The following is a 20324-nucleotide window of genomic DNA, read 5'->3' on the forward strand; positions in this document are numbered from 1 at the left end:
CCGGTGGCGTGCCTTATTGTACTGCTTCGAACCGCCTGGCGCTGATGGTCAAGGTACCGATCTGCGTTCCGACCGTGGCGTGGATCGGCGCATATACGCCGGTTTGGCCAAGCGGTGCAAACGTCACCATCATGCGACTTTTGTTCTTGAGGTAGTTGAGCGCCTTGCGGCCCTTGCGATAGCCCGCCACCGGCTCGAAACCCATCTGGCAGGTAACGGTGTCGCCCTTGTAGCCCGGCACGGAGATCGTTCCTTTCGAGGCGTAGGTCAGTGTCAGGTCCGCGCGCATCTCGCCATCATAGAACTTGACCTTGCGGCCGCAGACCTGGTCCAGGCTGTCGGCATGGATGACGGTGGCGGCCATCGGATCGAGCACCGATGCCAGGTCGCCGGCGCCGATCGGCACCCAGGCCTCGGGGTCGCGCTTGCCGGGGGCGGGGATGACCTGCGTCGAGGTCACGTTACCGTTGGTAAAGCGAATGTCGATCGAGGATGCCTTCTTGCCGGAAGTGTAGTCGGCACGGAATGCCTCCGGCACCATCTTCTGCCCGGAGATCGTACCCTTGGACGAGATCGTGCCCCGCGTGTCGTCGAACAGCTTGGCGAGACCCGCCGCGGAGACACTGCCTTCGATCGCGTAGGCGCCATTCTCATAGTGGCTGGAGAAAGTCGACCTCGCGATCGAGAGACCCAGAAACGACACCGTGTACTCGCCCTTGAACGACTGCGGCGAGGCAGCGGACGCGGCGGACGGCAAGGCGACGGCAAGCGCGGCAACAAGCGCGTGAGACGAACGAGGCATGGCGGGATCGGATCCTTGATTTTCGGCCGGAGGCGGGCGACTCCGGTCTGGCATGTCCCTGTGAGACCGCTTATAGGGTGAAATCCGGCCTTAATATGAAATGCCGGGCGCTTCCGTGGGGAAGCCGGAGCTTGACGCCCCGGTGAAATGCAACTAAGGAACGCCAACTTTTCCATAAGGCCGCCTGACCAGAACCGCGCGCCGCCCGGCGTGGGCACAAAAGTTTGGCAGGCCACGAGAGAACTGAAGGTTAGAACCATGTCCCGCACCTGCGAACTCACTGCCAAGGCAGTCCAGACCGGCAACAATGTGAGCCACGCGAACAACAAGACCAAGCGTCGTTTCCTGCCGAACCTCGTCAATGTGACGCTGATTTCGGAAGCGCTGAACCAGAATGTGCGCCTGCGCATTTCTGCCAACGCGCTGCGTTCGGTCGAACATCGCGGCGGCCTCGATGCCTTCCTGGCCAAGGCCGACGTCAAGGAGCTGTCGCAGCGCGCGCGTCTCTTGAAGAAGCAGATCGCCAAGAAAACCGCCGAACAGGCTGCCGCTTAATTCGTCTCTCAGGCGGGGGAAAACCGCCCTGGCCAACCTCTTGTTGGCCACTGAGCATCGGATAGATCCGCAAGGTTCGACAACCCGATGCTCGACTACGAAGCGAGCGTGATCCGGTTTTCGGCAAAACGCTCCGCTGGTTCCATTACCCAGGATAAAAAAATGTCTTCCTTTTCGCGATACCTGCCCTTTGTGGCCGCCATGGCGCTTGTCGTCGTGGCTTCGAACATCCTCGTCCAGTTCCCCATGCGGGGCCAGATCGGCGGCCTGTCGCTCGCCGACGTTTTGACCTGGGGCGCCTTCACCTATCCCTTTTCCTTCCTGGTCACCGACCTTGCCAACCGCCGCTACGGACCTGCCGTGGCGCGCCGGATCGTCTTTGTCGGCTTCATGACGGCGGTGGTGTGCTCGATCCTCGTCCCGCCCTTCCTGTTCCGTCATGGCCTGATCGAGTTCGAGACATCAGCCGACCGGCTGGTGCGCATCGCGGCCGCTTCGGGCGCTGCCTTCCTGACCGCGCAGTTGCTCGATGTCACCGTGTTCAACCGGCTGCGTCGGCAGAGCTGGTGGCGGGCACCGATCATCGGCACGCTGGCCGGATCGGTGTTCGACACCGTCGTGTTCTTCGGTGTGGCTTTTTCGGCCGCCTTTGCCTTTGTCGGTCCAAGCGATAGTTTCGCGCTCGAAAGCGCCCCATTGATGGGCGTGTTTCATGTCGATGCCATGCGCTGGGTGTCCTGGGCGCTCGGCGACCTCAGCGTGAAGCTGATCATCGCCGTCGTGGCACTGATTCCCTACCGGCTGCTCGCCGCCCGCTGGAGCCAGCCGGCCATTGCCGCGGCCTAAGCGGTGATTCCCTGGATCCAGCTGGACTCCGCGAAAACGCCCGACGGCCAGCAGGAATTGCGGCTGAAACGGCGCGGTTCCGAATTCTCGATCATGCTCGGCACCAACGAGCTGATGAACAGCCGGCTGAACGGCTCCGAGGAAGCGCTGGCGAAACTGTCCTGCCAAAGGATTGCGGGCCATCGGCAGCCGAAGATCCTGATCGGCGGGCTTGGCATGGGTTTTACGCTGCGCGCTGCTCTCGCCGAACTGGGCGACAATGTCGAGATCGTTGTCGCGGAACTGGTGCCGGCCGTCGTCGCCTGGGCGCGCGGCCCAATGGCCGAGATTTTCGCCGGTTCGCTCGATGATTCCCGCGTCACCATCCGCGAAACCGATGTCGGCCAGTTGATACGGTCCGGGGCCGGAGCCTGGGACGCCATCCTGCTCGACGTCGACAATGGCCCCGAGGGCATCGTCCACAAAAGCAATGACGCCCTCTACAGCGTGGCTGGCCTCTCCGCCGCGCGTACCGCCCTCAAGCCGGGCGGCGTGCTGGCGGTGTGGTCGCAGGGACCTGATGCCGGCTTCACGCGGCGGCTGAAACAGACAGCTTTCGCTGTCGAGGAAGTCAACACGCGCGCCAACGGCAAGCGCGGCGCGCGTCATGTCATCTGGATAGCCACCAAAGCCTCATGATCTTGACCAAGATCGTCGGCAGCCGGGGCTAGTTTGACCGCTGAAGTTCGGCGGCAAGGGCCTCCAGCAGCCCGCGAGTCCCCTCCTCCCGTCCCTTGGCGGAATCGATGCCGTCGAAGAAAGCGCCCTGCTCGGTGTAGGTCAGCCTTGTGCCATCGCCTGAAGGCGTCAGCTCCACGGTGGTCAGCGATGCCGACATGGGCTGCGGCCCGACCGCCATCCTGTAGGAAAACACGATGCGCCGGTCGGCGACGATGTCCTGGAATTGCGCGTCGAGCCTGATCTCCGGGCCGCCGCCATAGCTGAAGCGAGACACCTCGCCGCCGCCGACGCGAAAGTCGAAGCTGAACTCGGCAACGGCAAAACCATCGCCTTCGATGCGCCAACGCCGCACCGTGGCTATCTCAATTGTCAAGTCCAGACTAAAGTTTTTTCGCAAACACGGTCATGGTCGATAAACTCATTCAGATTTAGTGGTCTGTCAGGGAGAACGCTGGGATGGCCGACGCATGGACAAAATCGCCAATAGGCGTCGGGGCGGAGCTGCCACTCAATCCTGGTGCAGAATGAATTCCAGATAGAAATTGCGCTGCAGGATCGACTGGTTGTCGTCGGAGATCAGCGAAACCATCAGCGCGCCGTCATCGCGGGTCCAGACGTCTAGCCCTTCCATATTGTCGATCTGGTAGCCCATGTCGGCTTGCAGCAGCACCGGCCCGTCGGCAACGGCGCCCTTCTCGACGCTCTCTCCATAAATGCGCCGCAGCCGCATCTTGAGGCCGCCCGTCATGGTGAAGCTGCGCTCCAGCAGCAAAAGGTCGCCATCGGGCAGAAAGGCGCCATCGGTGATGTCGAAATCGCCGCTGCGCTTGACTGTGAAGACGCCCTTGCGCGGCCCTTCGATGATGGCGGCGTAGATGTTGCCGGTCTTGTCGAGGCTCCTTTCCGAGACCACGACAAGGCCGCCCCGATGCTGGCCGTTGGCATTTGAATGGGTGACTGTCTCGAAGCCGCGGTTCTGCCGCAGTTCCCGCGCCGGCACCAGGAAATCCAGCTGCCTGAACGGCGCCTTCATGTCGTCCGGGTCGATCCTGAACTGGACGACGCGGTGGTTGCGCTCGAAACCGACGGTGGCAATGCCGTCCTTGACCGCGAGGCCCTCGGCATCGATTTCCCGTTTTTCGTCGATCGGCTGGCCGCTCTGGTCGACCATTTGCTGCATGCGAAATTTCTGGATGCCGACGGGTCGCCCGTCGGCGTCTCGGGCCACCGAGCCGAAGAACCAGTAACCGGTATCGGCCACACCGATGAAATCGCTGCCGGCTTTCAGAAACCGGAAGGCCGACAGCGCGCCGAAATCGTGTGATGGCGAGGTCATCTCCAGCCCGCCGACGAATTCGAGTTGGCCAAACTGCTTGTCGGTACCGCCAATATGGAATTCGGTGATCGGGCGGGCCGAGATTGCGACAGGCTCAACTGCGGCCGAGCCGGCCGAACCGGCTGGCGCCGAAGCCATGCCGGCAAGCAAGGCGATGGCGGCGAAAAGCGTGTCCCGAAGCCCGCGCCGCGAAAGGATCATCCGGCGCGTCGTGTGCCGCCGCGCCGCGTATCCTTCGCGCTTTCCTCGGCAAACAACGAAGCCAGTTGCTCGGTCATGGCGCCGGCCAGTTCCTCGGCATCGACGATGGTGAGGGCGCGCCTGTAATAGCGGGTCACGTCATGGCCGATGCCGATGGCCAGCAGTTCGACCGGCGAACGGGTCTCGATCAGCTCGATGACGGCGCGCAGATGGCGTTCGAGATAATTGCCCGGATTGACCGACAGCGTCGAATCGTCGACCGGCGCGCCGTCCGAGATCATCATCAGGATCTTGCGCTGTTCGGGCCGGGCGATCAGCCGGTTGTGCGCCCACAGCAGCGCCTCGCCGTCGATGTTTTCCTTGAGCAGGCCTTCGCGCATCATCAGGCCGAGATTGCGCCGCGCCCGCCGCCAAGGATGGTCGGCCGACTTGTAGATGATGTGGCGCAGATCGTTGAGCCGGCCGGGGTTCGGCGGCTTGCCGTCCTTCAGCCATTTCTCGCGCGCCTGCCCGCCCTTCCATGCCCGCGTGGTGAAGCCGAGAATCTCGACCGAGACGCCGCAGCGCTCCAGTGTGCGCGCCAGGATATCGGCGCAGGTGGCGGCGACGGTGATCGGCCGGCCGCGCATCGAACCGGAATTGTCGAGCACCAGCGTCACCACCGTGTCGCGGAATTTGGTGTCGCGCTCCTGCTTGAACGACAGCGGCTGCATCGGGTCGATGACCACGCGCACCAGCCGCGCCGGGTCGAGATAGCCCTCCTCCAGGTCGAAATCCCAGGACCGGTTCTGCTGCGCCATCAGGCGGCGCTGCAGCCGGTTGGCGAGCCGACCGACGACGCCCGACAGATTGGCGAGCTGCTTGTCGAGGAAGGCGCGCAGCCGGTCGAGCTCTTCCTCTTCGCAAAGCTCCTCGGCGCCAACCGTCTCGTCGAAAGCTGACGTGTAGATCTTGTAGTCGATTTCCTTCGGCAGACTGGTGAAGGGATTGTCGTTGCGGCGTGCCTCGCCGGGTGTCTCGGCGTCGGCATCGTCATCGTCGGACAGATCGTCGGCCGTTGCGTCGGAGGCTTCGGTCTCCGCCGATTGCTCGTCGTCTGCCGACGCCTCGGCATCCTCGGACTGCGACTGCTCGGAGCCGGAATCGTCTTCGCCGCCCTCCTCGCTCTGTTCCTCGCCTTGCGGCTGGTTGTCGTCATTGTCCTCGGAGTCTTCGGTCTCCTGGTCGTCGCCGAGTTCCTCGGCCATTTCCATGGAGGCGAGCATCTCGCGCACGACGCGGGCGAAGGCCTGCTGATCCTCGAGCTTTTCCGACAGGCCGTCGAGGTCGGCTCTGGCTTTCTCCTCGACCCAGGGCCGCCAGAGTTCGACCAGCCGCTCGCCGCTCTTCGGCACCGGCCGGCCGGTCAGCTTTTCGCGCACCATCAGCGCGAGCGCCTCCTCGATGGGCGCGTCGGCCTTGTCCTTGACGTCGACGAGGTTGGCCTTGGTGTATTTATCCTCAAGCATCGAGCCGATATTGTCGGCGACGCCCTGCATGGCGCGGCTGCCGATCGCCTCGACGCGAGCCTGCTCGACCGCATCGTAGATGGCGCGGGCGGCCTTGCCTTCGGGCGCCAGCTTGCTGTGGATGCGAACATCATGGCAAGCGCGCTTCAACGCCATGGAATCCCCGAGCCCGCGGGTGATCGCGATGTCGGCTTTCGATGCCTTCTTGGGCAGTTCGGGCAGCCGCGCGCGGCTGCCCGCCAGCGCCGGCCTGTCCTTGGCGAAGCCGACTTCCATCTCCTTGTCGCCGGCGATGGCGCGCATGCAGACGGTGACGGCGCGCTTGAAGCTGTCGGCTTCAGACCCCGTCTTCGACTTGTTGCGCGTGTTGTCGCCTGGACCCGCCATCGAGGCTCTGCTTAGCCCAGCACCACGTTGGCCGCGCTCTCTGGCAGATCCTGGCCGAAGGCGCGCTGGTAGAACTCGGCGACCACCGAACGTTCCAGCTCGTCGCACTTGTTGAGGAACGTCAGCCGGAACGCCATGCCGACATCGCCGAATATTTCGGCATTCTCGGCCCAGGTGATGACGGTACGCGGGCTCATCACCGTCGACAAATCGCCATTGATGAAGGCCGAGCGCGTCATGTCGGCGACGCGCACCATCTTGTTGACGATGTCCTTGCCTTTGGTGTCGCGATAATGCTTGGCCTTGGCGAGCACGATGTTCACTTCATTGTCGTGCGGCAGATAATTCAGCGTGGTGACGATCGACCACCGGTCCATCTGCGCCTGATTGATCTGCTGGGTGCCGTGATAAAGGCCGGTAGTGTCGCCCAGCCCGACCGTGTTGGCGGTCGAAAACAGGCGGAACGCCGGATGCGGGCGGATGACCCGGCTCTGGTCGAGCAGCGTCAGGCGGCCGGACGATTCCAGCACGCGCTGGATGACGAACATCACATCCGGACGGCCGGCGTCATACTCATCGAAACACAGCGCGACATTGTGCTGGTAGGCCCAGGGCAGGATGCCGTCGCGGAATTCGGTGATCTGCAGGCCGTCCTTGACGACGATCGCGTCCTTGCCGACAAGATCGATACGACTGACATGGCTGTCGAGGTTGACGCGCACGCACGGCCAGTTGAGGCGGGCGGCGACCTGTTCGATATGGGTCGATTTGCCGGTGCCGTGATAGCCCGAGACCATGACGCGGCGGTTGTAGGCGAAGCCGGCGAGGATCGCCAAGGTCGTCGCCTTGTCGAACAGATAGTCGGGATCGATGTCGGGCACGTGCTCTGATGTCACCGAATAGGCCGGCACCACCATCTTGGACTCGAAGCCGAATTTCTCCTTCACCGACACCGTCGTGTCGGGCAGATTGGCGATGTCGCGATCGACCTTGTTCATATCTCTCAACGTCTCCACGGGCGAAACGTCGCGTTGCGCCGGCAATCCATTTTGTTCGGGGGCGGTCTTAGAGCCTTTTCCAACCTTATGAAAGTTGGAAAACGACACAAACCATGGGGTCGCTCAGCACAGGCCTGCCTGTTTGAGCACGCGATAGGCCTGAAGCACATCGCGGAACCGGTCTTCCGAACCTCTGTCGCCGCCATTCGCATCCGGATGGTGACGCTTCACCAGTTCCTTATAGCGCGCCTTGATGTCCTTGCCAGTCGCCTTTGTATCAAGGCCAAGCGTTTCCAGCGCCTTGGCCTCAAGGGGCTTGGCCTTGCGCTCGCGTGCCTCGCGCGGATCCTTCGGCCCCTTGAACAGGTCGAACGGGTCGCGCATGCGGTTGTAGTAGCCGGCGCGGCCGGAGCGCATCTGCGCCATATCGGGCGAGGAGCGTGTCGAGGCGCCGTTGACGCCCATCTTCCAGGTCGGCCGATGGCCGGTCATCGCTTCCTTCTGGAAGCGGGCGACCTCGGTGTCCGGCACGCCGGAGAAGTAGTTGAAGCCCTTGTTGTACTCGCGCACATGGTCGAAGCAGAAGCGGAAATACTCGCCCTCCTTCATGCGCCCGACAGGCGCGCGATGCGTGCCCGCCTCCTTGCAGCCATCCCACTGGCAAATCGGCGCGTGCGCCTTCACCTCCGCGTCCTTGTCTGGACGGACGCGAATCTTCTCGAAATATTTGGGATACGGCTTCATCTCACCCATTTATGGGGCGTTCGCAGATGCGAAACAAGAATTGACATTTTCGCGATCATCGCCCTAACCGCTGAATCGCGGCTTAAAGCGGGCGAATGACCGATTTTGTTGTACGCCGGCGGCCTGGTGAAACCGATTTTCGGTTTTCATGGCGGCGAGCCAGCCATATGTGGTGAAGGGAAAAGACGATGTCCATACAGGCGACCATGGAAGACAAGCTCAACAAGGCATTTTCGCCCGAGCGGCTCGTCATCCTCAACGAAAGCCATCTCCACGCCGGCCATCATCACATGGAATCCGGTCACCACACAGAATTCGACGGCGCCGGCGAGACGCATTTCCGGGTCCGCATCGTCTCTCGGAGTTTTACGGGCATGAGCCGCATCGACCGTCATCGCGCCGTCAACCAGCTTCTGGCCGACGAGTTGAAAGCGGGCGTGCACGCGCTGGCGATCGAGCCCGCGGCGCCCGGCGAACAGACGCGCTGGTAGGCCAAGCCGCGAGCCAGCCCTGCGCCTCTCATGCTGCGTTCAAATGACCGCTTCGATCAGAAACGGCCCCGGTCGAGACAAGGCAGCGTCGAGCAGCGCGTCGAAACGTTCGCAGCTATCCGCACGCGCCGCCTCCACGCCCATGCCTTTGGCCAGCGAAACCCAGTCCAGCGCCGGATGGTCGAGATCGAGCATGCGCCTAGCATTCTCGCCGATCGCGTTCACGCCGACATTACGCATCTCCCCATGCAGGATCGCATAGGTGCGGTTGGAAAAGACGATCGTCAGCACGTCGAGATGTTCCCGCGCCTGCGTCCATAGCCCCTGCACCGTGTACATGCCGCTGCCATCTGCCTCGAGATTGATCACCTTGCGGCCGGGACAGGCGATCGCCGCACCTGTCGCCAGCGGAATGCCGCCGCCGATCGACCCGCCCGTGCCCATCATGTAATCATGCGGCGCGGCAAAGGCCGACAGCGCGAAGAAACGTCGCGCCGAGGTGACGGCCTCGTCGCAGACTATCGCGTCGGCCGGCAGCTTTCTCGCGACGGACAGCGCAATAGCATCTTCCGTCAGCCGGCCATTCGGCGTTGCCTCGTCAGGGAAGGCAGTGGCAACCGCCGTCAGCTGTGACCGCTTGACGCCCAGTTCGTCGCGAAGCGCTTCCAGCGCCGCATGCAAGTCCTGCCCATGGGCTGCGAGCGTCAGCACCTGGCAGTCACCACGGACAAGCCGTCCCGGTTTTCCCGGATAGGCAAAGAAGGCGACCGGCTCCTTTCCGCCGACCAGCACAAGGACATCGATATCCCTGAGCATCGCCGTCGCCGCGTCGACCGGATAGGGGATGCGCGTCGGCGCGACACGCCCGCGCCCGCGCTGCATCCGGGCGATCAGGACCTCGATGAACAGCCTGACATCGCAGGCCGTCGAAATCTGGCCGGCGATTTCAAGAGCATCGGCCCGTGCCGCCCGCCCCCGGACGACCATGCCAACACGGCCCGGAGTCGCGCGGATCGCGGTAGCGATCGTTCGCACGGCCTCCATGCCGACGGCTGGCGGCGATGCGAGTTCCACCTTGCCGGGCGAAACCGCGTTGGCGTCGCCCCATGCGGCATCAGCCGGCAGGATCAGCGTCGTGACGCCGGGCGGCGTCAGCGAGGCGCGAAAGGCCGCCTCCGTGGCCGGCTGGACATCGGCGGGCCCTTCGATGCGTCGAACCCAGTTGGACATCGGCGCCGCGAGGCCTTCGATGTCGCTGGTCAGCGGCGCGTCGAGTGGCAAATGGTATGAGGCGTGGTCGCCGACGATGTTGATCATCGGGCTCATGGCGCGCCGGGCGTTGTGCATGTTGGCAAGACCATTGGCCAGCCCCGGCCCGGTATGCAGCAGCGTCGCGGCGGGACAGTCGGTCATGCGCGCATAGCCGTCGGCCGCACCGGTCACCACGCCCTCGAACAGGCCAAGCACACAACGCATCTCGGGCTTACGGTCGAGCGCGGCGACAAAATGCATTTCGGATGTGCCGGGATTGGCGAAGCACACCTTCACATCATTGGCCAGCAGCACGTCGCACAGAACATCGGCGCCATTCATGCAAATTTCTCCCATTCACGAAGAGCAGTTGCACCCGCGGATGTCCGCACGGCAATATCCCGCCGCCGCTTTTGGCATGATCCAGCCACAGGGCGCCGCGGCGGTCAGCATGTCTCCATCCCTGCCGAAATCGCGGTCGATCTCCAGATCGCAAGAGTCTCCGCGGACGCTGCGAGCGCTCAATCAGGACAGGCAGCCATTCGGGCTGGAGCGATGCCAGGATTTTGATGCCAGATGCACGCGCGTCGACGGAACAAACAATGCCTTCCCGCAGTTGAATGTGTGGGCCCCGCCAGAATGGCTCTGAAGGCAATGATCATGCGTGAGAACCCATCCGACGTCTTCCACCTGTTTTCGGAAATTTATGCAAACGCCGCCCAGGAGGAGATAAGTCTCCAGCAATATCTGCTTGCCTGCCGCGAGGACAAGTCGATGTATGCCTCGGCGCCGGAACGAATGGTCGAGGCGATCGGCGAGCCTGACCTGGTCGACACCAGCAAGGACGAGCGGCTCGGCCGCATTTTCTCGAACCGGACCGTCAAGATATATCCCTCCTTTTCCGATTTCTACGGAATGGAGGATACGATCGAGCGCATCGCCGGATATTTCCGCTACGCCTCTCAGGGCCTCGAGGAGCGCAAGCAGATCCTTTACCTCCTAGGCCCGGTCGGCGGCGGTAAGTCCTCCTTGGCCGAACGGTTGAAGAAATTGATGGAGGAGCGCCCGATCTACACGCTGAAGGTCGGCAACCAGATCAGTCCGGTTTTCGAATCGCCGCTTGGCCTGTTCCATCCGGATCGCATGGGCGATCTCCTGGAGGACAAATACGGAATAGCCCGGCGCCGCCTGAACGGGCTTATCTCGCCATGGGCGGCCAAGCGCCTCGACGAATTGTCCGGCGACATTTCCAAATTCAGCGTCGTCAGACTGATGCCGTCGCGGCTGCGCCAGATCGGCATTGCCAAGACAGAGCCTGGCGACGAGAACAATCAGGATGTCTCAGCCCTGGTTGGCAAGGTCGACATCAGGCAATTGGAAAATTTCAGCCAGTCCGACCCCGACGCCTATTCCTACAGCGGTGGACTGAACCGGACGACGCAGGGTCTGCTCGAATTCGTCGAGATGTTCAAGGCGCCGATCAAGGTGCTGCATCCATTGCTGACGGCGACCCAGGAAGGCAGTTACAACGGCACCGAGAATTTCGGTGCCTTTCCCTACCAGGGCATCATCGTTGCCCATTCCAACGAATCCGAGTGGCAACAGTTCAAGAACAACAAGAACAATGAGGCGTTTCTCGATCGCATTCTCGTGGTCAAGGTGCCGTATTGCCTACGCATCACCGAAGAAAGGCAAATCTACGAAAAACTGCTGCGCGAGAGTGAATTGGCCGCCAGCCCCTGCGCGCCCGAGGTGTTGGACATCCTCAGCCGGTTCAGCGTCTCGACGCGCCTTGCCGAGCACGACAATTCGCCGCTGCACACCAAAATGCGCGCCTATGACGGTGAGAACCTGAAGGAAGTCGACCCGAAGGCGAAGTCAGTCCAGGAATATCGCGACGCCGCCGGCGTCGACGAAGGCATGACCGGCGTCAGCACGCGCTTTGCCTTCAAGATCCTGTCGCAGACGTTCAACTATGACACCGCGGAAGTGGCCGCCGATCCGGTGCATTTGATGTACATACTGGAAGAGGCGATCAAGCGGGAGCAGTTTCCGAAGGAGATGGAAGCGGCCTATCTCGAATTCATCAAGTCGGAACTGGCCGCCCGTTACGCCGAGTTCATCGGCCACGAAATCCAGAAGGCCTATCTGGAGTCCTATAGCGAATATGGCCAGAACCTGTTCGACCGCTACATCGCCTATGCCGATGCCTGGATCGAGGACCAGGACTACAAGGACCCCGATACCGGCCAAATCCTCAACCGCGAGGTGCTGGACAGCGAATTGTCGCAAGTCGAAAAGCCGGCAGGCATCGCCAACCCGAAGGATTTCCGCAACGAGGTGGTGAAGTTCACGCTGCGTGCCCGGGCGCGCAACCACGGTCGCAACCCGTCATGGACGAGCTACGAGAAGCTGCGCGAGGTGATCGAAAAGCGCATGTTCGGCCAGGTCGAGGACCTCCTGCCGGTGATCAGCTTCGGCTCCAAGCAGGACAGCGTCACCGAAAAACGGCACAGTGAATTCGTCCAGCGGATGGTGGAGCGCGGTTATACGGAACGGCAGGTCCGCCGGCTGGTCGATTGGTACATGCGGGTGAACAAGGCGGGCTGAGAGCAGCCCGAATGGTTGCATGCCGATCTTTATCGACCGTCGCCTCAATCCGAAGGACAAAAGCCTTGGCAATCGCCAGCGCTTCCTCAGGCGTGCCCGCGAGGAACTCAAGCGCAGCATTCGCGACCAGATCCGCGCTGGGCGGATCGCCGACGTGGACGCGGACCATGTCGTGCCGATGCCCGAGAGAGGCACCGGCGAGCCGACCTTCAACGACGCCAGGGACACCGGCCGGCGCCGGCACATTCTGCCGGGCAACAGGCAATTCGCCCAGGGTGATCTGATCCCCAAGCCTGGCCAGGGCGGAGGCAAGGGCGGTTCGTCACCGGGAAACACCGCGTCCGAGGACGACTTTCGTTTCGTCCTGTCGCGCGAGGAGGTGCTCGATCTTTTCTTCGAGGATCTCGAACTGCCCGACCTGGTGAAGCTCAATCTCAAGGAGATCCTTGCCTTCAAGCCACGCCGGGCGGGTTTCGCGGCCACCGGTTCGCCGACCAACATCAATGTCGGCCGCACGATGCGCAACAGCCACGGCCGCCGCATTGCGCTCAGGCGCCCCAAGCAAGCGGCGGTAGATGCGATCCTGCAGGACCTCGCCTCGCTGGAGGCCGCACCGCCCAATGCTAAGACGCGCGAGCGCGTCGCGGCCCTCAAAGAGGAGATCGAGCGGCTGGAGCGCCGACGCCGGCGGATTGCCTTCGTCGACCCGGTCGACATCCGGTTCAACCGCTTCGACCCGCGCCCGGTGCCGAATGCGAAAGCGGTCATGTTCTGCCTGATGGATGTGTCGGGCTCGATGGGCGAGCGCGAGAAGGACCTTGCCAAGCGCTTCTTCGTGCTGCTGCACCTGTTCCTGAAAAGACGTTATGAGCGCACCGAAATCGTCTTCATCCGCCACACGCACGAAGCGCAGGAGGTGGATGAGGAAACCTTCTTCTACTGCACGCAAAGCGGCGGCACCATCGTTTCCACCGCACTCGAGGAAATGCATCGCATCATCGAGCAGCGTTATCCCGCGAGCGAGTGGAACATCTACGCCGCCCAGGCCTCGGACGGCGACAATTTCGCCACCGATTCCGAGCGCTGCATCGCCCTGCTGAACGGCAAGCTCATGCGCCTGTGCCAGTATTTCGCCTATGTCGAGATCATCGACGAACGCGAGAGCCACATCTTCGGCGCGACCGAAAACGGGACGTCGCTCTGGCGGGCCTACAGCGCCATTGAGTCAAACTGGCCGAACTTCCAGATGAGCCGAATAGCCACGGCCGCCGATATTTATCCTGTCTTTCGTCAGCTCTTTGCCAAACAGCCCGCGCTCCGGAAGAGTGCCTGAGGGGAAACCATGGCCAGGACAGCCAGCAAACCGGGTTTGCTCTTTTCCGGATCCGACTGGGATTTCCAGAAATTGTCGCAGGCTTATGAGGCGATCGCGGCAATCGCCGTCGAGGAGCTCAAGCTGGACACCTATCCGGTGCAGATGGAAATCATTTCTTCGCAACAGATGCTCGACGCTTATTCATCGGTCGGCATGCCGCTGATGTATCGTCATTGGTCGTTCGGCAAGCATTTCCTGTACCAGGACTTTCTCTACCGCAAGGGCGGCCGGGGGCTGGCCTATGAACTGGTCATCAATTCCAATCCCTGCATCGTCTACCTGATGGAGGAAAACACCATGGCCCTGCAGGCCCTGGTGACGGCGCATGCGGCGCTCGGACACAATCATTTCTTCAAGAACAACCACCTTTTCCAGCAGTGGACCGACGCCGGGGGAATCCTGAGCTACCTGGAGTTCGCCAAGGGCTACATTGCCCGATGCGAGGAGCGGCACGGATTGTCAGCCGTGGAAAGCATTCTCGATAGTGCCCACGCGCTCATGGAGCAAGGCGTGTTCCGATATCACAGGCCGCCAAAGCTGTCGTCCGAGCGGCAGCGTGAAGGGCTGCGCGAGCGCCTGGAATACGAAGAGCGCTCTTACAACGATTTATGGCGCACGCTGCCTCCTTCACATGACACCAGCAAGACGGAGAAGAAGGATGAGGGCCTGACGGAGCGGAAGAAATCGCTCAACCTGCCCGAGGAAAATCTGCTCTATTTCCTCGAGAAGAACAGCCTTGTCCTGGAGCCGTGGCAGCGCGAGATCATCCGCATCGTGCGTGTCGTTGCGCAGTATTTCTATCCGCAGCGGCAAACGCAGGTGATGAATGAAGGCTGCGCCACCTTCGTGCACTACACCCTCATGAACGCATTGTTCGACCGCGGCCAGATCAGCGAGGGCGCCATGCTCGAGGTCCTGCGCAACCATTCCAATGTGATCTTCCAGCCGGCCTTCGACGACCCCCGGTTCTCCGGTATTAACCCATACGCGCTCGGCCTCGACATGATGCAGGACATCCAGCGCATTTCGATCGAGCCGACGGCGGAGGACCGCGACTGGTTTCCCGACATTGCGGGCCGCGGTGACTGGCGCGACGTGCTGCTGGACGCATGGGCCAATCACCGCGATGAATCTTTCGTCCGCCAGCACCTCAGCCCAGCCCTGATACGGAAATGGCGGATGTTTGTCCTGGCCGACCAAGCCGACGACTCGCATTACGAGGTCGCCTCGATACACAACGAGCGCGGCTACCGAAAGATACGTGCCGCGCTGGCCCAGAGCTACGACATCGGGGCGAACCGGCCAGATATCCAGGTAGTGGACGTCGACCTGCTCGGTAACCGGCATTTGCGGCTCCAGCACAAGGTGAAGGAGGGCGTACTGCTCGACAACGGCAGCCGCGACGCGACCCTGCGCCATATCCGGAGCCTCTGGGGTTACGAAGTCAGCCTGGCTTCGGTCGACGCCGAAACCGGTGCGACACTTAACGAACGCTCCAGCAATGACTGCTGAGTTTCGGCCTCGGGCCGCATCGTAGGCTGTCGAGCGGAACGAGTGGAACATGCTCCGCGGGCAGGCTGGGTGAGCTCAGCCGACCGTCGATTTCAGGAACGCCAGCGCCGCTATGGTCAGCGCATCATCACCCTCGCCGAAGTCGCGGTTGATCGACGTGTGCGTATAGGCGCTACCGTCGAACAGAGTCACATCAGTGCCGCTGGCGCGCAGGCGCTCGGCAAAGGCCGTGGACTGCTCGCCGCGACCATCGGCGCGAGAATAGGCGATGAACGTAGGCGGATGCTTGCGACCATCCACATAGCTCGCCGGCGACAGCACCGCCCATTGCGAAGGATCGGAAAAGACCCGAGAATAGGCCCGCACCATGCCGCCATTTTTGGCGAGGGCGGCAAGATCATAGGCTCTGGTATCGTCTAGAAGCAGCCCGGCAACGCCGGGCAATTCGCCGCGCATGCCGGTCAACGCAATCAGATGGCAGCCGGCCGAATGGCCCATGCCGACGATGCGGTTGGGGTCGCCGCCATGTTGGGCGATGTTGGCCCTGACATAGGCATAGGCTTTCTCGACGTCGCCCGCCTGGGTGGCGACATCCACCTGCGGCAGCATGCGGTAGTCGATGGAGACGAAACAGAAGCCGTTGGCGAGCAGGAACGCCGGCTTGGCGTTTACCTGGCTGCGTTTGCCGAACCGCCAGGCGCCGCCATGGACGAAGAAGACCACCGGCAGGTTTCTCGCGCCATCGGGCGCATAGATGTCGAGCTTGGCGGGACCATAGTCGAAGGTTTCGGGCGATGGCTTGCCCTGTGCCGCCAACACGCCGGCAGGCAACAAGGTGGACATCGAAGCCAGGAGCAGGGTTCGCCGATCGATCGTCATCGGCGAAAGAATGCATCCCGGCGGGCGGGAGTTCCAGTGAGGATCGATAAGGCGACGGCTCAAGAGCAACTCCAGGAAAAGTGCGTAGCGGTAGAGCGGCTCGGCGATCCCATCAAGCACTGAGCCGCTCAACTATCGCCGGCCGGCCGGATCCTGACCCTGGCAATCCGGTTCTTGTCGCGTTTCATGACGACGAAGCGCTTGCCGTGGAACGTAAAAGCCTGCTTCTCCTCGGGGATCGATTGCGCCTCGTGGATGACGAGGCCGGCTATGGTGGTCGCCTCTTCGTCAGGCAAGTTCCAGTCGAGCGCCCGGTTGAGGTCGCGGATCGGCACCGTGCCTTCGACCACGACGGAACCGTCGGCCTCCTGCTTGACGCCCTGGATGTCGACATCGTGCTCGTCGGCGATCTCGCCGACGATCTCCTCGATGATGTCCTCCAGCGTCACCAGCCCCTCGACCTCGCCATATTCGTCGACGACGACGGCGAAATGCGCCTTGCGGCGCAGGAACGCATTGAGCTGTTCCTGCAAGGTCGTGGTGTCGGGCACGAACCAGGGTTTTGACGCGATCTTCATCACATCGATCTGCGAAAAATCGTTGCCAACCTCGTTGAGCGCCCGCAGCAGATCCTTGGCGTGCAGCACGCCGACGATGTTGTCGAGCGAGCCTTTCCAGAGCGGCATGCGGGTATGCGGGCTCTGCAGGATCTCGCGCACCACCGCTTCCGGCGCGTTGTCGGCGTTGACCGAGCGCATGTTGGTGCGGTGGACCATGACGTCGGACACTTCAAGCTCTTCGAGATCGAACAGACCGCCGATGCGGTCGCGGTCCTCGCGCACCATCTGCCCGTCGCGGCGGAAATCGTCGACCGCGCCGCGCAATTCGTCCTGGCTCGAGCGCGGCGGCTCGATGTGCGACAGTTCATAGCCGAACATGGCAAGCAGGCGTGTGCGCACGGCAGCGACCAGCAGGACGACAATGGTAAGGACGGCGATGACGACCCAGCCAGTGTCCATCTCAGCCGGCTTTCCGGCTGGCTGGGTGGCTTTCCCTGAGGAACGACAGCACTTCCGAGGCAGGCACGTCCTTGGCGATGAAGGCCTGGCCGATGCCGCGCGTCAGAATGAAGGTCAGCGCGCCGCGCGACACCTTCTTGTCCTGCGTGATGAATGAAAGCAGGGCTTCGGCATCTGGCAGTTCGCCCGGGATATCGGCCATCCGCCTCGGCAGCCCGACGGCACGCAGATGCGCCTCGACGCGGGCCGCGTCGTCGGGGCTGGCGAGATTGAGCCGCGACGAGAACCGGTGCGCCAGCGCCATGCCGATGGCCACCCCTTCGCCATGGACAAGGCGAGCGCCGTCATACTGCGTGGCGGCTTCCAGCGCATGGCCGAAAGTGTGCCCGAGATTGAGCAGAGCGCGGTCACCGGTCTCGAACTCGTCGCGGGCAACGACATCGGCCTTCGCGCGGCAGGCCTCGGCAATGGCCTCGACCCGTTCCGGTCCGCCGGCGAACACCTTTTCCCAGTTCGCTTCCAGCCAGCCGAAGAATTCCGGCCGGTCGATCAGCCCGTATTTGGCAAGCTCGGCATAGCCGGCGCGGAATTCGCGGATCGGCAGCGTGTCGAGCACTTCGGTGTCGGCCAGCACCAGCCTGGGCTGGAGGAAGACCCCGACGAGGTTCTTGCCGCGCGGGCTGTTGATGCCGGTCTTGCCGCCGACCGAGGAATCGACCTGCGCCAGAAGCGAGGTCGGAACCTGCACGAAATTCATGCCACGCCGAACGATGCCGGCTGTAAAACCGGTGAGATCGCCGATGACGCCGCCGCCAAGCGCGATGACGACGTCGCCGCGCTCCAGCCTGGCCGCCAGGACGCCATCGACCACCGCCTCGAGATGGGCAAAGCTCTTGGTCTTCTCGCCGGGCGGCATCGTGATGACGGCCGGCGAGATACCACCCTTCTCGAGCCCGGCCTTCAGCGCATCGAGATGCGCGGCGGCGACGTTCTCGTCGGTCACGACGGCGGCGCGTGTGCCGGGCAGCCGGCGCGAAATCTCGGCGCCGGCGCGCGACAGCAGGCCCGAGCCGATCAAGATGTCGTAGGCCCGGTCACCCAGACCGACTTCGACGGTGACTGGCTGATCCGCGCTCATGTATCGACCTCGCCCGTCGCGGCTATCGCATCGATGCCGAAATGCCGGCACAGCGCCTCAAGCACCTCGGCCGCGATGACCTCCTTGCGATCGTCGCGGGTCGGCACGGTGATGTCAGAGGTGGCATAGACCGGATAGCGTTCCCCCATCAGCCGCTCCAGCACGGCGCGGGGATCCGCGCTTTTCAAAAGCGGCCGGTTCTGCTTCTTGGAAACGCGGTCCATCAGAAGGTCGAGCTCGGCTTTCAGCCACACCGACACGCCGTGCGTGGCGATGGCCTCGCGCGTCTGCGCGTTCATGAAGGCACCGCCGCCGGTCGACAGAACCTGCGGGCCGTTTTCAAGCACGCGCAGGATGACACGCTGTTCCAAAGCCCGGAACTCGGTCTCGCCATAGCGCTCGAACAGTTCCGGAACGGTCATCCGCGACACGCTCTCGATCTCCTGGTCGCTGTCGATGAAAGGCAGCGAAAGCATCGTCGACACCTTGCGGCCGATCGCCGTCTTGCCGGCGCCCATCAGCCCGACAAAGACAATGGACCGGCCGCCCAGCCGGCCAAGCAGCGCGGCATGGGTCTCGCCTGGAGGATTTGCCTGTAACGCGTTCATCAGCTGTTTCTTGGGCCCTCTTTGCCGGCGTATCGACATGAAAAGCCGGTTTGCGTCAAGCGTGCCGAGTGCCTTGGGCTGATATGGACAGGGCGACGCTCGCATCAGAAGTTGCTAACAGGGCCCCGCTTCTTCCTTGAATTGGTCGGATTGGCGTCCCATAAGGGCACAGGGTTTGGAAACGCAGAACAAAAAGACGGGCGAGAATTGATGCCGACACTGTTTCGCTTTGTCGTGACCCTCGCGATTCTGACCGGCATTGCCTATGGTACGATGTTCGCGCTGGTGATGTTCGTCGAGCCGAAAAAAGCGGAAATGAGCGTGCGTATTCCGCCGGAAAAGCTCAATCCTAAGAAAAACTGAATCCCAAAAAACTGACTCGGAACCGCCTCAAGGAAATGAACAGCGCCGCCCGCATCGAGGCCTTCCTGGAAATGATGAGTGCCGAGCGGGGGGCGGCCGAGAATACGCTTTCCTCCTATCGCCGCGATCTGGAGGATGCTTCCGACGGGATCGATGGCGGACTTGCCCGCGCAGGTGCCGCCGATATCAGGGCCTATCTCGACGACGTTGCCGCGCGCGGCTTCGCGCCGACCTCGCAGGCGCGCAAACTGTCGGCGATCCGCCAATTCTTCAGGTTCCTCTATGCCGAAGGTCTGCGCGGCGACGACCCGACCGGCACGCTGGACAGCCCGAAAAAGAGCCGCCCGCTGCCCAAGACGATGAGCGAGGCCGAAACCGGCCGGCTGATCGACCGCGCCGCGCACGAAGCCGGCGATGCCGGGCTCGCCCACGCCGACAGGCTAGCGGCGCTGCGCCTGCATGCGCTGGTCGAAGTGCTCTACGCCACGGGTCTGCGCGTTTCCGAGCTGGTCGGCCTGCCGGTGACGGTGGCGCAACGCGACGACCGTTTCTTCATGGTGCGCGGCAAGGGCGACAAGGAACGCATGGTGCCGCTGTCGGCCAAGGCGCGCGCGGCGATGCGGAGCTGGCTTGGCGCTCGGGCCAAGCTGCCCGCCTTCGCCGACAGCCCGTTCCTGTTTCCGGCGGCATCCGACAGCGGCTATCTCTCGCGCCAGGTCTTTGCCCGTGATCTGAAAGGATTGGCGGCGCGCGCCGGCATTGCCTCGGCCAAGATCTCACCGCACGTGCTGCGCCATGCTTTCGCCAGCCACCTCTTGCAGAACGGCGCCGATCTCAGGGCCGTGCAGCAACTGCTCGGCCATGCCGACATATCGACGACACAGATTTACACTCATGTGCTGGAGGAGCGGCTGGTGCGGCTGGTCAACGATCATCATCCGCTTGCCGACTAGACCTCATATCGCTATGTGAGGACGACAT

General features: G+C 62.7%; 20 protein-coding genes. 9 read left to right on the top strand and 11 right to left on the bottom strand.

Translation table 11 applies throughout. From position 1 onward, the window contains the following. Positions 1-13: 13 nt before the first annotated feature. A complete protein-coding gene (locus FJ960_RS05235; RefSeq protein WP_140503335.1) occupies positions 14-802 on the bottom strand; it encodes a DUF3108 domain-containing protein in 789 nt (262 codons plus the stop codon). Between the two features lie 258 nt (positions 803-1060). On the opposite strand from FJ960_RS05235, the gene rpmB reads away from it, so the two are divergent. The 3 genes from rpmB to FJ960_RS05250 all read left to right on the top strand — a co-directional run bounded on the left by rpmB (position 1061) and on the right by FJ960_RS05250 (position 2881). Beyond that, entirely contained in the window at positions 1061-1357 is a 297-nt protein-coding gene (gene rpmB / locus FJ960_RS05240; protein ID WP_027143515.1) for a 50S ribosomal protein L28, read from the top strand. A 162-nt stretch (positions 1358-1519) separates the two neighbouring features. Further along, positions 1520-2203 carry a queuosine precursor transporter gene (locus FJ960_RS05245; protein ID WP_140712302.1) on the top strand — a complete coding sequence of 228 codons (684 nt, stop codon included), beginning with the start codon at positions 1520-1522 and terminating at the stop codon, positions 2201-2203. Positions 2204-2206: 3 nt separating this feature from the next. Beyond that, positions 2207-2881, top strand: a complete 675-nt coding sequence (locus FJ960_RS05250; protein WP_140712304.1) for a hypothetical protein — start codon at positions 2207-2209, stop codon at positions 2879-2881. A gap of 28 nt (positions 2882-2909) precedes the next feature. Here FJ960_RS05250 and FJ960_RS05255 read toward each other — a convergent pair whose 3' ends face one another. From FJ960_RS05255 to FJ960_RS05275, 5 genes are all read right to left on the bottom strand, one after another. After that, positions 2910-3275, bottom strand: coding sequence for an SRPBCC family protein (locus FJ960_RS05255; protein ID WP_246672621.1), 366 nt, complete (start codon positions 3273-3275; stop codon positions 2910-2912). Between the two features lie 156 nt (positions 3276-3431). After that, entirely contained in the window at positions 3432-4460 is a 1029-nt protein-coding gene (locus tag FJ960_RS05260) for an esterase-like activity of phytase family protein (protein ID WP_140712306.1), read from the bottom strand. Then, the gene (gene cobT / locus FJ960_RS05265; protein ID WP_140712308.1) at positions 4457-6355 is read right to left on the bottom strand and encodes a cobaltochelatase subunit CobT; all 1899 of its coding nucleotides are present in this window, start codon (positions 6353-6355) and stop codon (positions 4457-4459) included. The genes FJ960_RS05260 and cobT overlap by 4 nt, the downstream gene beginning before the upstream one ends. An 11-nt stretch (positions 6356-6366) precedes the next feature. Then, on the bottom strand, positions 6367-7353 hold the full coding sequence (cobS, locus tag FJ960_RS05270) for a cobaltochelatase subunit CobS (protein WP_127276014.1): 987 nt from the start codon (positions 7351-7353) through the stop codon (positions 6367-6369). Positions 7354-7476: 123 nt separating this feature from the next. Continuing rightward, entirely contained in the window at positions 7477-8106 is a 630-nt protein-coding gene (locus FJ960_RS05275) for a J domain-containing protein (protein WP_032922426.1), read from the bottom strand. A 179-nt stretch (positions 8107-8285) separates the two neighbouring features. Here FJ960_RS05275 and FJ960_RS05280 point away from each other — a divergent pair, with 179 nt between their 5' ends. Continuing rightward, positions 8286-8588, top strand: a complete 303-nt coding sequence (locus FJ960_RS05280; protein ID WP_140712310.1) for a BolA family protein — start codon at positions 8286-8288, stop codon at positions 8586-8588. Between the two features lie 39 nt (positions 8589-8627). Here the strand turns inward: FJ960_RS05280 and FJ960_RS05285 are convergent, their stop codons facing one another. Then, a complete protein-coding gene (locus FJ960_RS05285; RefSeq protein ID WP_140712312.1) occupies positions 8628-10181 on the bottom strand; it encodes an acetolactate synthase large subunit in 1554 nt (517 codons plus the stop codon). Positions 10182-10499: 318 nt separating this feature from the next. On the opposite strand from FJ960_RS05285, the gene FJ960_RS05290 reads away from it, so the two are divergent. The 3 genes from FJ960_RS05290 to FJ960_RS05300 are packed head-to-tail and all read left to right on the top strand — an operon-like array spanning position 10500 to position 15336. Next, positions 10500-12449, top strand: a complete 1950-nt coding sequence (locus FJ960_RS05290) for a PrkA family serine protein kinase (RefSeq protein WP_140503346.1) — start codon at positions 10500-10502, stop codon at positions 12447-12449. A gap of 19 nt (positions 12450-12468) precedes the next feature. Next, entirely contained in the window at positions 12469-13782 is a 1314-nt protein-coding gene (locus tag FJ960_RS05295) for a YeaH/YhbH family protein (protein WP_140712314.1), read from the top strand. 9 nt (positions 13783-13791) lie between these two features. Next, complete coding sequence (locus FJ960_RS05300; RefSeq protein ID WP_140712316.1) at positions 13792-15336, top strand: SpoVR family protein; 1545 nt, start codon at positions 13792-13794, stop codon at positions 15334-15336. Positions 15337-15411: 75 nt separating this feature from the next. Here FJ960_RS05300 and FJ960_RS05305 read toward each other — a convergent pair whose 3' ends face one another. From FJ960_RS05305 to FJ960_RS05320, 4 genes are all read right to left on the bottom strand, one after another. Further along, entirely contained in the window at positions 15412-16215 is an 804-nt protein-coding gene (locus FJ960_RS05305; RefSeq protein ID WP_140712355.1) for an alpha/beta hydrolase, read from the bottom strand. A gap of 128 nt (positions 16216-16343) precedes the next feature. Next, complete coding sequence (locus FJ960_RS05310) at positions 16344-17234, bottom strand: HlyC/CorC family transporter (RefSeq protein WP_140712318.1); 891 nt, start codon at positions 17232-17234, stop codon at positions 16344-16346. Between the two features lies 1 nt (position 17235). Then, complete coding sequence (aroB, locus tag FJ960_RS05315; RefSeq protein WP_140712320.1) at positions 17236-18372, bottom strand: 3-dehydroquinate synthase; 1137 nt, start codon at positions 18370-18372, stop codon at positions 17236-17238. Continuing rightward, entirely contained in the window at positions 18369-18980 is a 612-nt protein-coding gene (locus FJ960_RS05320; RefSeq protein ID WP_027143532.1) for a shikimate kinase, read from the bottom strand. Before FJ960_RS05320 ends, aroB begins: the two co-directional genes overlap by 4 nt. A 210-nt stretch (positions 18981-19190) precedes the next feature. Here FJ960_RS05320 and FJ960_RS05325 point away from each other — a divergent pair, with 210 nt between their 5' ends. Further along, positions 19191-19343, top strand: a complete 153-nt coding sequence (locus tag FJ960_RS05325; RefSeq protein WP_027143533.1) for a hypothetical protein — start codon at positions 19191-19193, stop codon at positions 19341-19343. A gap of 35 nt (positions 19344-19378) precedes the next feature. Further along, positions 19379-20296, top strand: coding sequence for a site-specific tyrosine recombinase XerD (locus FJ960_RS05330; RefSeq protein ID WP_140712322.1), 918 nt, complete (start codon positions 19379-19381; stop codon positions 20294-20296). The last annotated feature ends 28 nt before the right edge of the window (positions 20297-20324 follow it).

It is taken from the genome of Mesorhizobium sp. B2-3-11 (assembly GCF_006442215.1).
GTDB classification, from domain to species: Bacteria; Pseudomonadota; Alphaproteobacteria; order Rhizobiales; family Rhizobiaceae; genus Mesorhizobium; species Mesorhizobium salmacidum.

Excerpts from the sequence above, each read along its gene's own strand:
- aroB (WP_140712320.1), bottom strand. The coding sequence starts at position 18,372 with ATGAGCGCGGATCAGCCAGTCACCGTCGAAGTCGGTCTGGGTGACCGG.
- FJ960_RS05285 (WP_140712312.1), bottom strand. The coding sequence starts at position 10,181 with ATGAATGGCGCCGATGTTCTGTGCGACGTGCTGCTGGCCAATGATGTG.
- FJ960_RS05280 (WP_140712310.1), top strand. The coding sequence starts at position 8,286 with ATGTCCATACAGGCGACCATGGAAGACAAGCTCAACAAGGCATTTTCG.
- FJ960_RS05275 (WP_032922426.1), bottom strand. The coding sequence starts at position 8,106 with ATGGGTGAGATGAAGCCGTATCCCAAATATTTCGAGAAGATTCGCGTC.
- FJ960_RS05245 (WP_140712302.1), top strand. The coding sequence starts at position 1,520 with ATGTCTTCCTTTTCGCGATACCTGCCCTTTGTGGCCGCCATGGCGCTT.
- FJ960_RS05290 (WP_140503346.1), top strand. The coding sequence starts at position 10,500 with ATGCGTGAGAACCCATCCGACGTCTTCCACCTGTTTTCGGAAATTTAT.
- FJ960_RS05300 (WP_140712316.1), top strand. The coding sequence starts at position 13,792 with ATGGCCAGGACAGCCAGCAAACCGGGTTTGCTCTTTTCCGGATCCGAC.
- FJ960_RS05325 (WP_027143533.1), top strand. The coding sequence starts at position 19,191 with ATGCCGACACTGTTTCGCTTTGTCGTGACCCTCGCGATTCTGACCGGC.
- FJ960_RS05320 (WP_027143532.1), bottom strand. The coding sequence starts at position 18,980 with ATGAACGCGTTACAGGCAAATCCTCCAGGCGAGACCCATGCCGCGCTG.
- FJ960_RS05330 (WP_140712322.1), top strand. The coding sequence starts at position 19,379 with ATGAACAGCGCCGCCCGCATCGAGGCCTTCCTGGAAATGATGAGTGCC.
- FJ960_RS05305 (WP_140712355.1), bottom strand. The coding sequence starts at position 16,215 with ATGACGATCGATCGGCGAACCCTGCTCCTGGCTTCGATGTCCACCTTG.
- cobT (WP_140712308.1), bottom strand. The coding sequence starts at position 6,355 with ATGGCGGGTCCAGGCGACAACACGCGCAACAAGTCGAAGACGGGGTCT.
- FJ960_RS05310 (WP_140712318.1), bottom strand. The coding sequence starts at position 17,234 with ATGGACACTGGCTGGGTCGTCATCGCCGTCCTTACCATTGTCGTCCTG.
- FJ960_RS05235 (WP_140503335.1), bottom strand. The coding sequence starts at position 802 with ATGCCTCGTTCGTCTCACGCGCTTGTTGCCGCGCTTGCCGTCGCCTTG.
- FJ960_RS05295 (WP_140712314.1), top strand. The coding sequence starts at position 12,469 with ATGCCGATCTTTATCGACCGTCGCCTCAATCCGAAGGACAAAAGCCTT.
- cobS (WP_127276014.1), bottom strand. The coding sequence starts at position 7,353 with ATGAACAAGGTCGATCGCGACATCGCCAATCTGCCCGACACGACGGTG.
- FJ960_RS05260 (WP_140712306.1), bottom strand. The coding sequence starts at position 4,460 with ATGATCCTTTCGCGGCGCGGGCTTCGGGACACGCTTTTCGCCGCCATC.
- rpmB (WP_027143515.1), top strand. The coding sequence starts at position 1,061 with ATGTCCCGCACCTGCGAACTCACTGCCAAGGCAGTCCAGACCGGCAAC.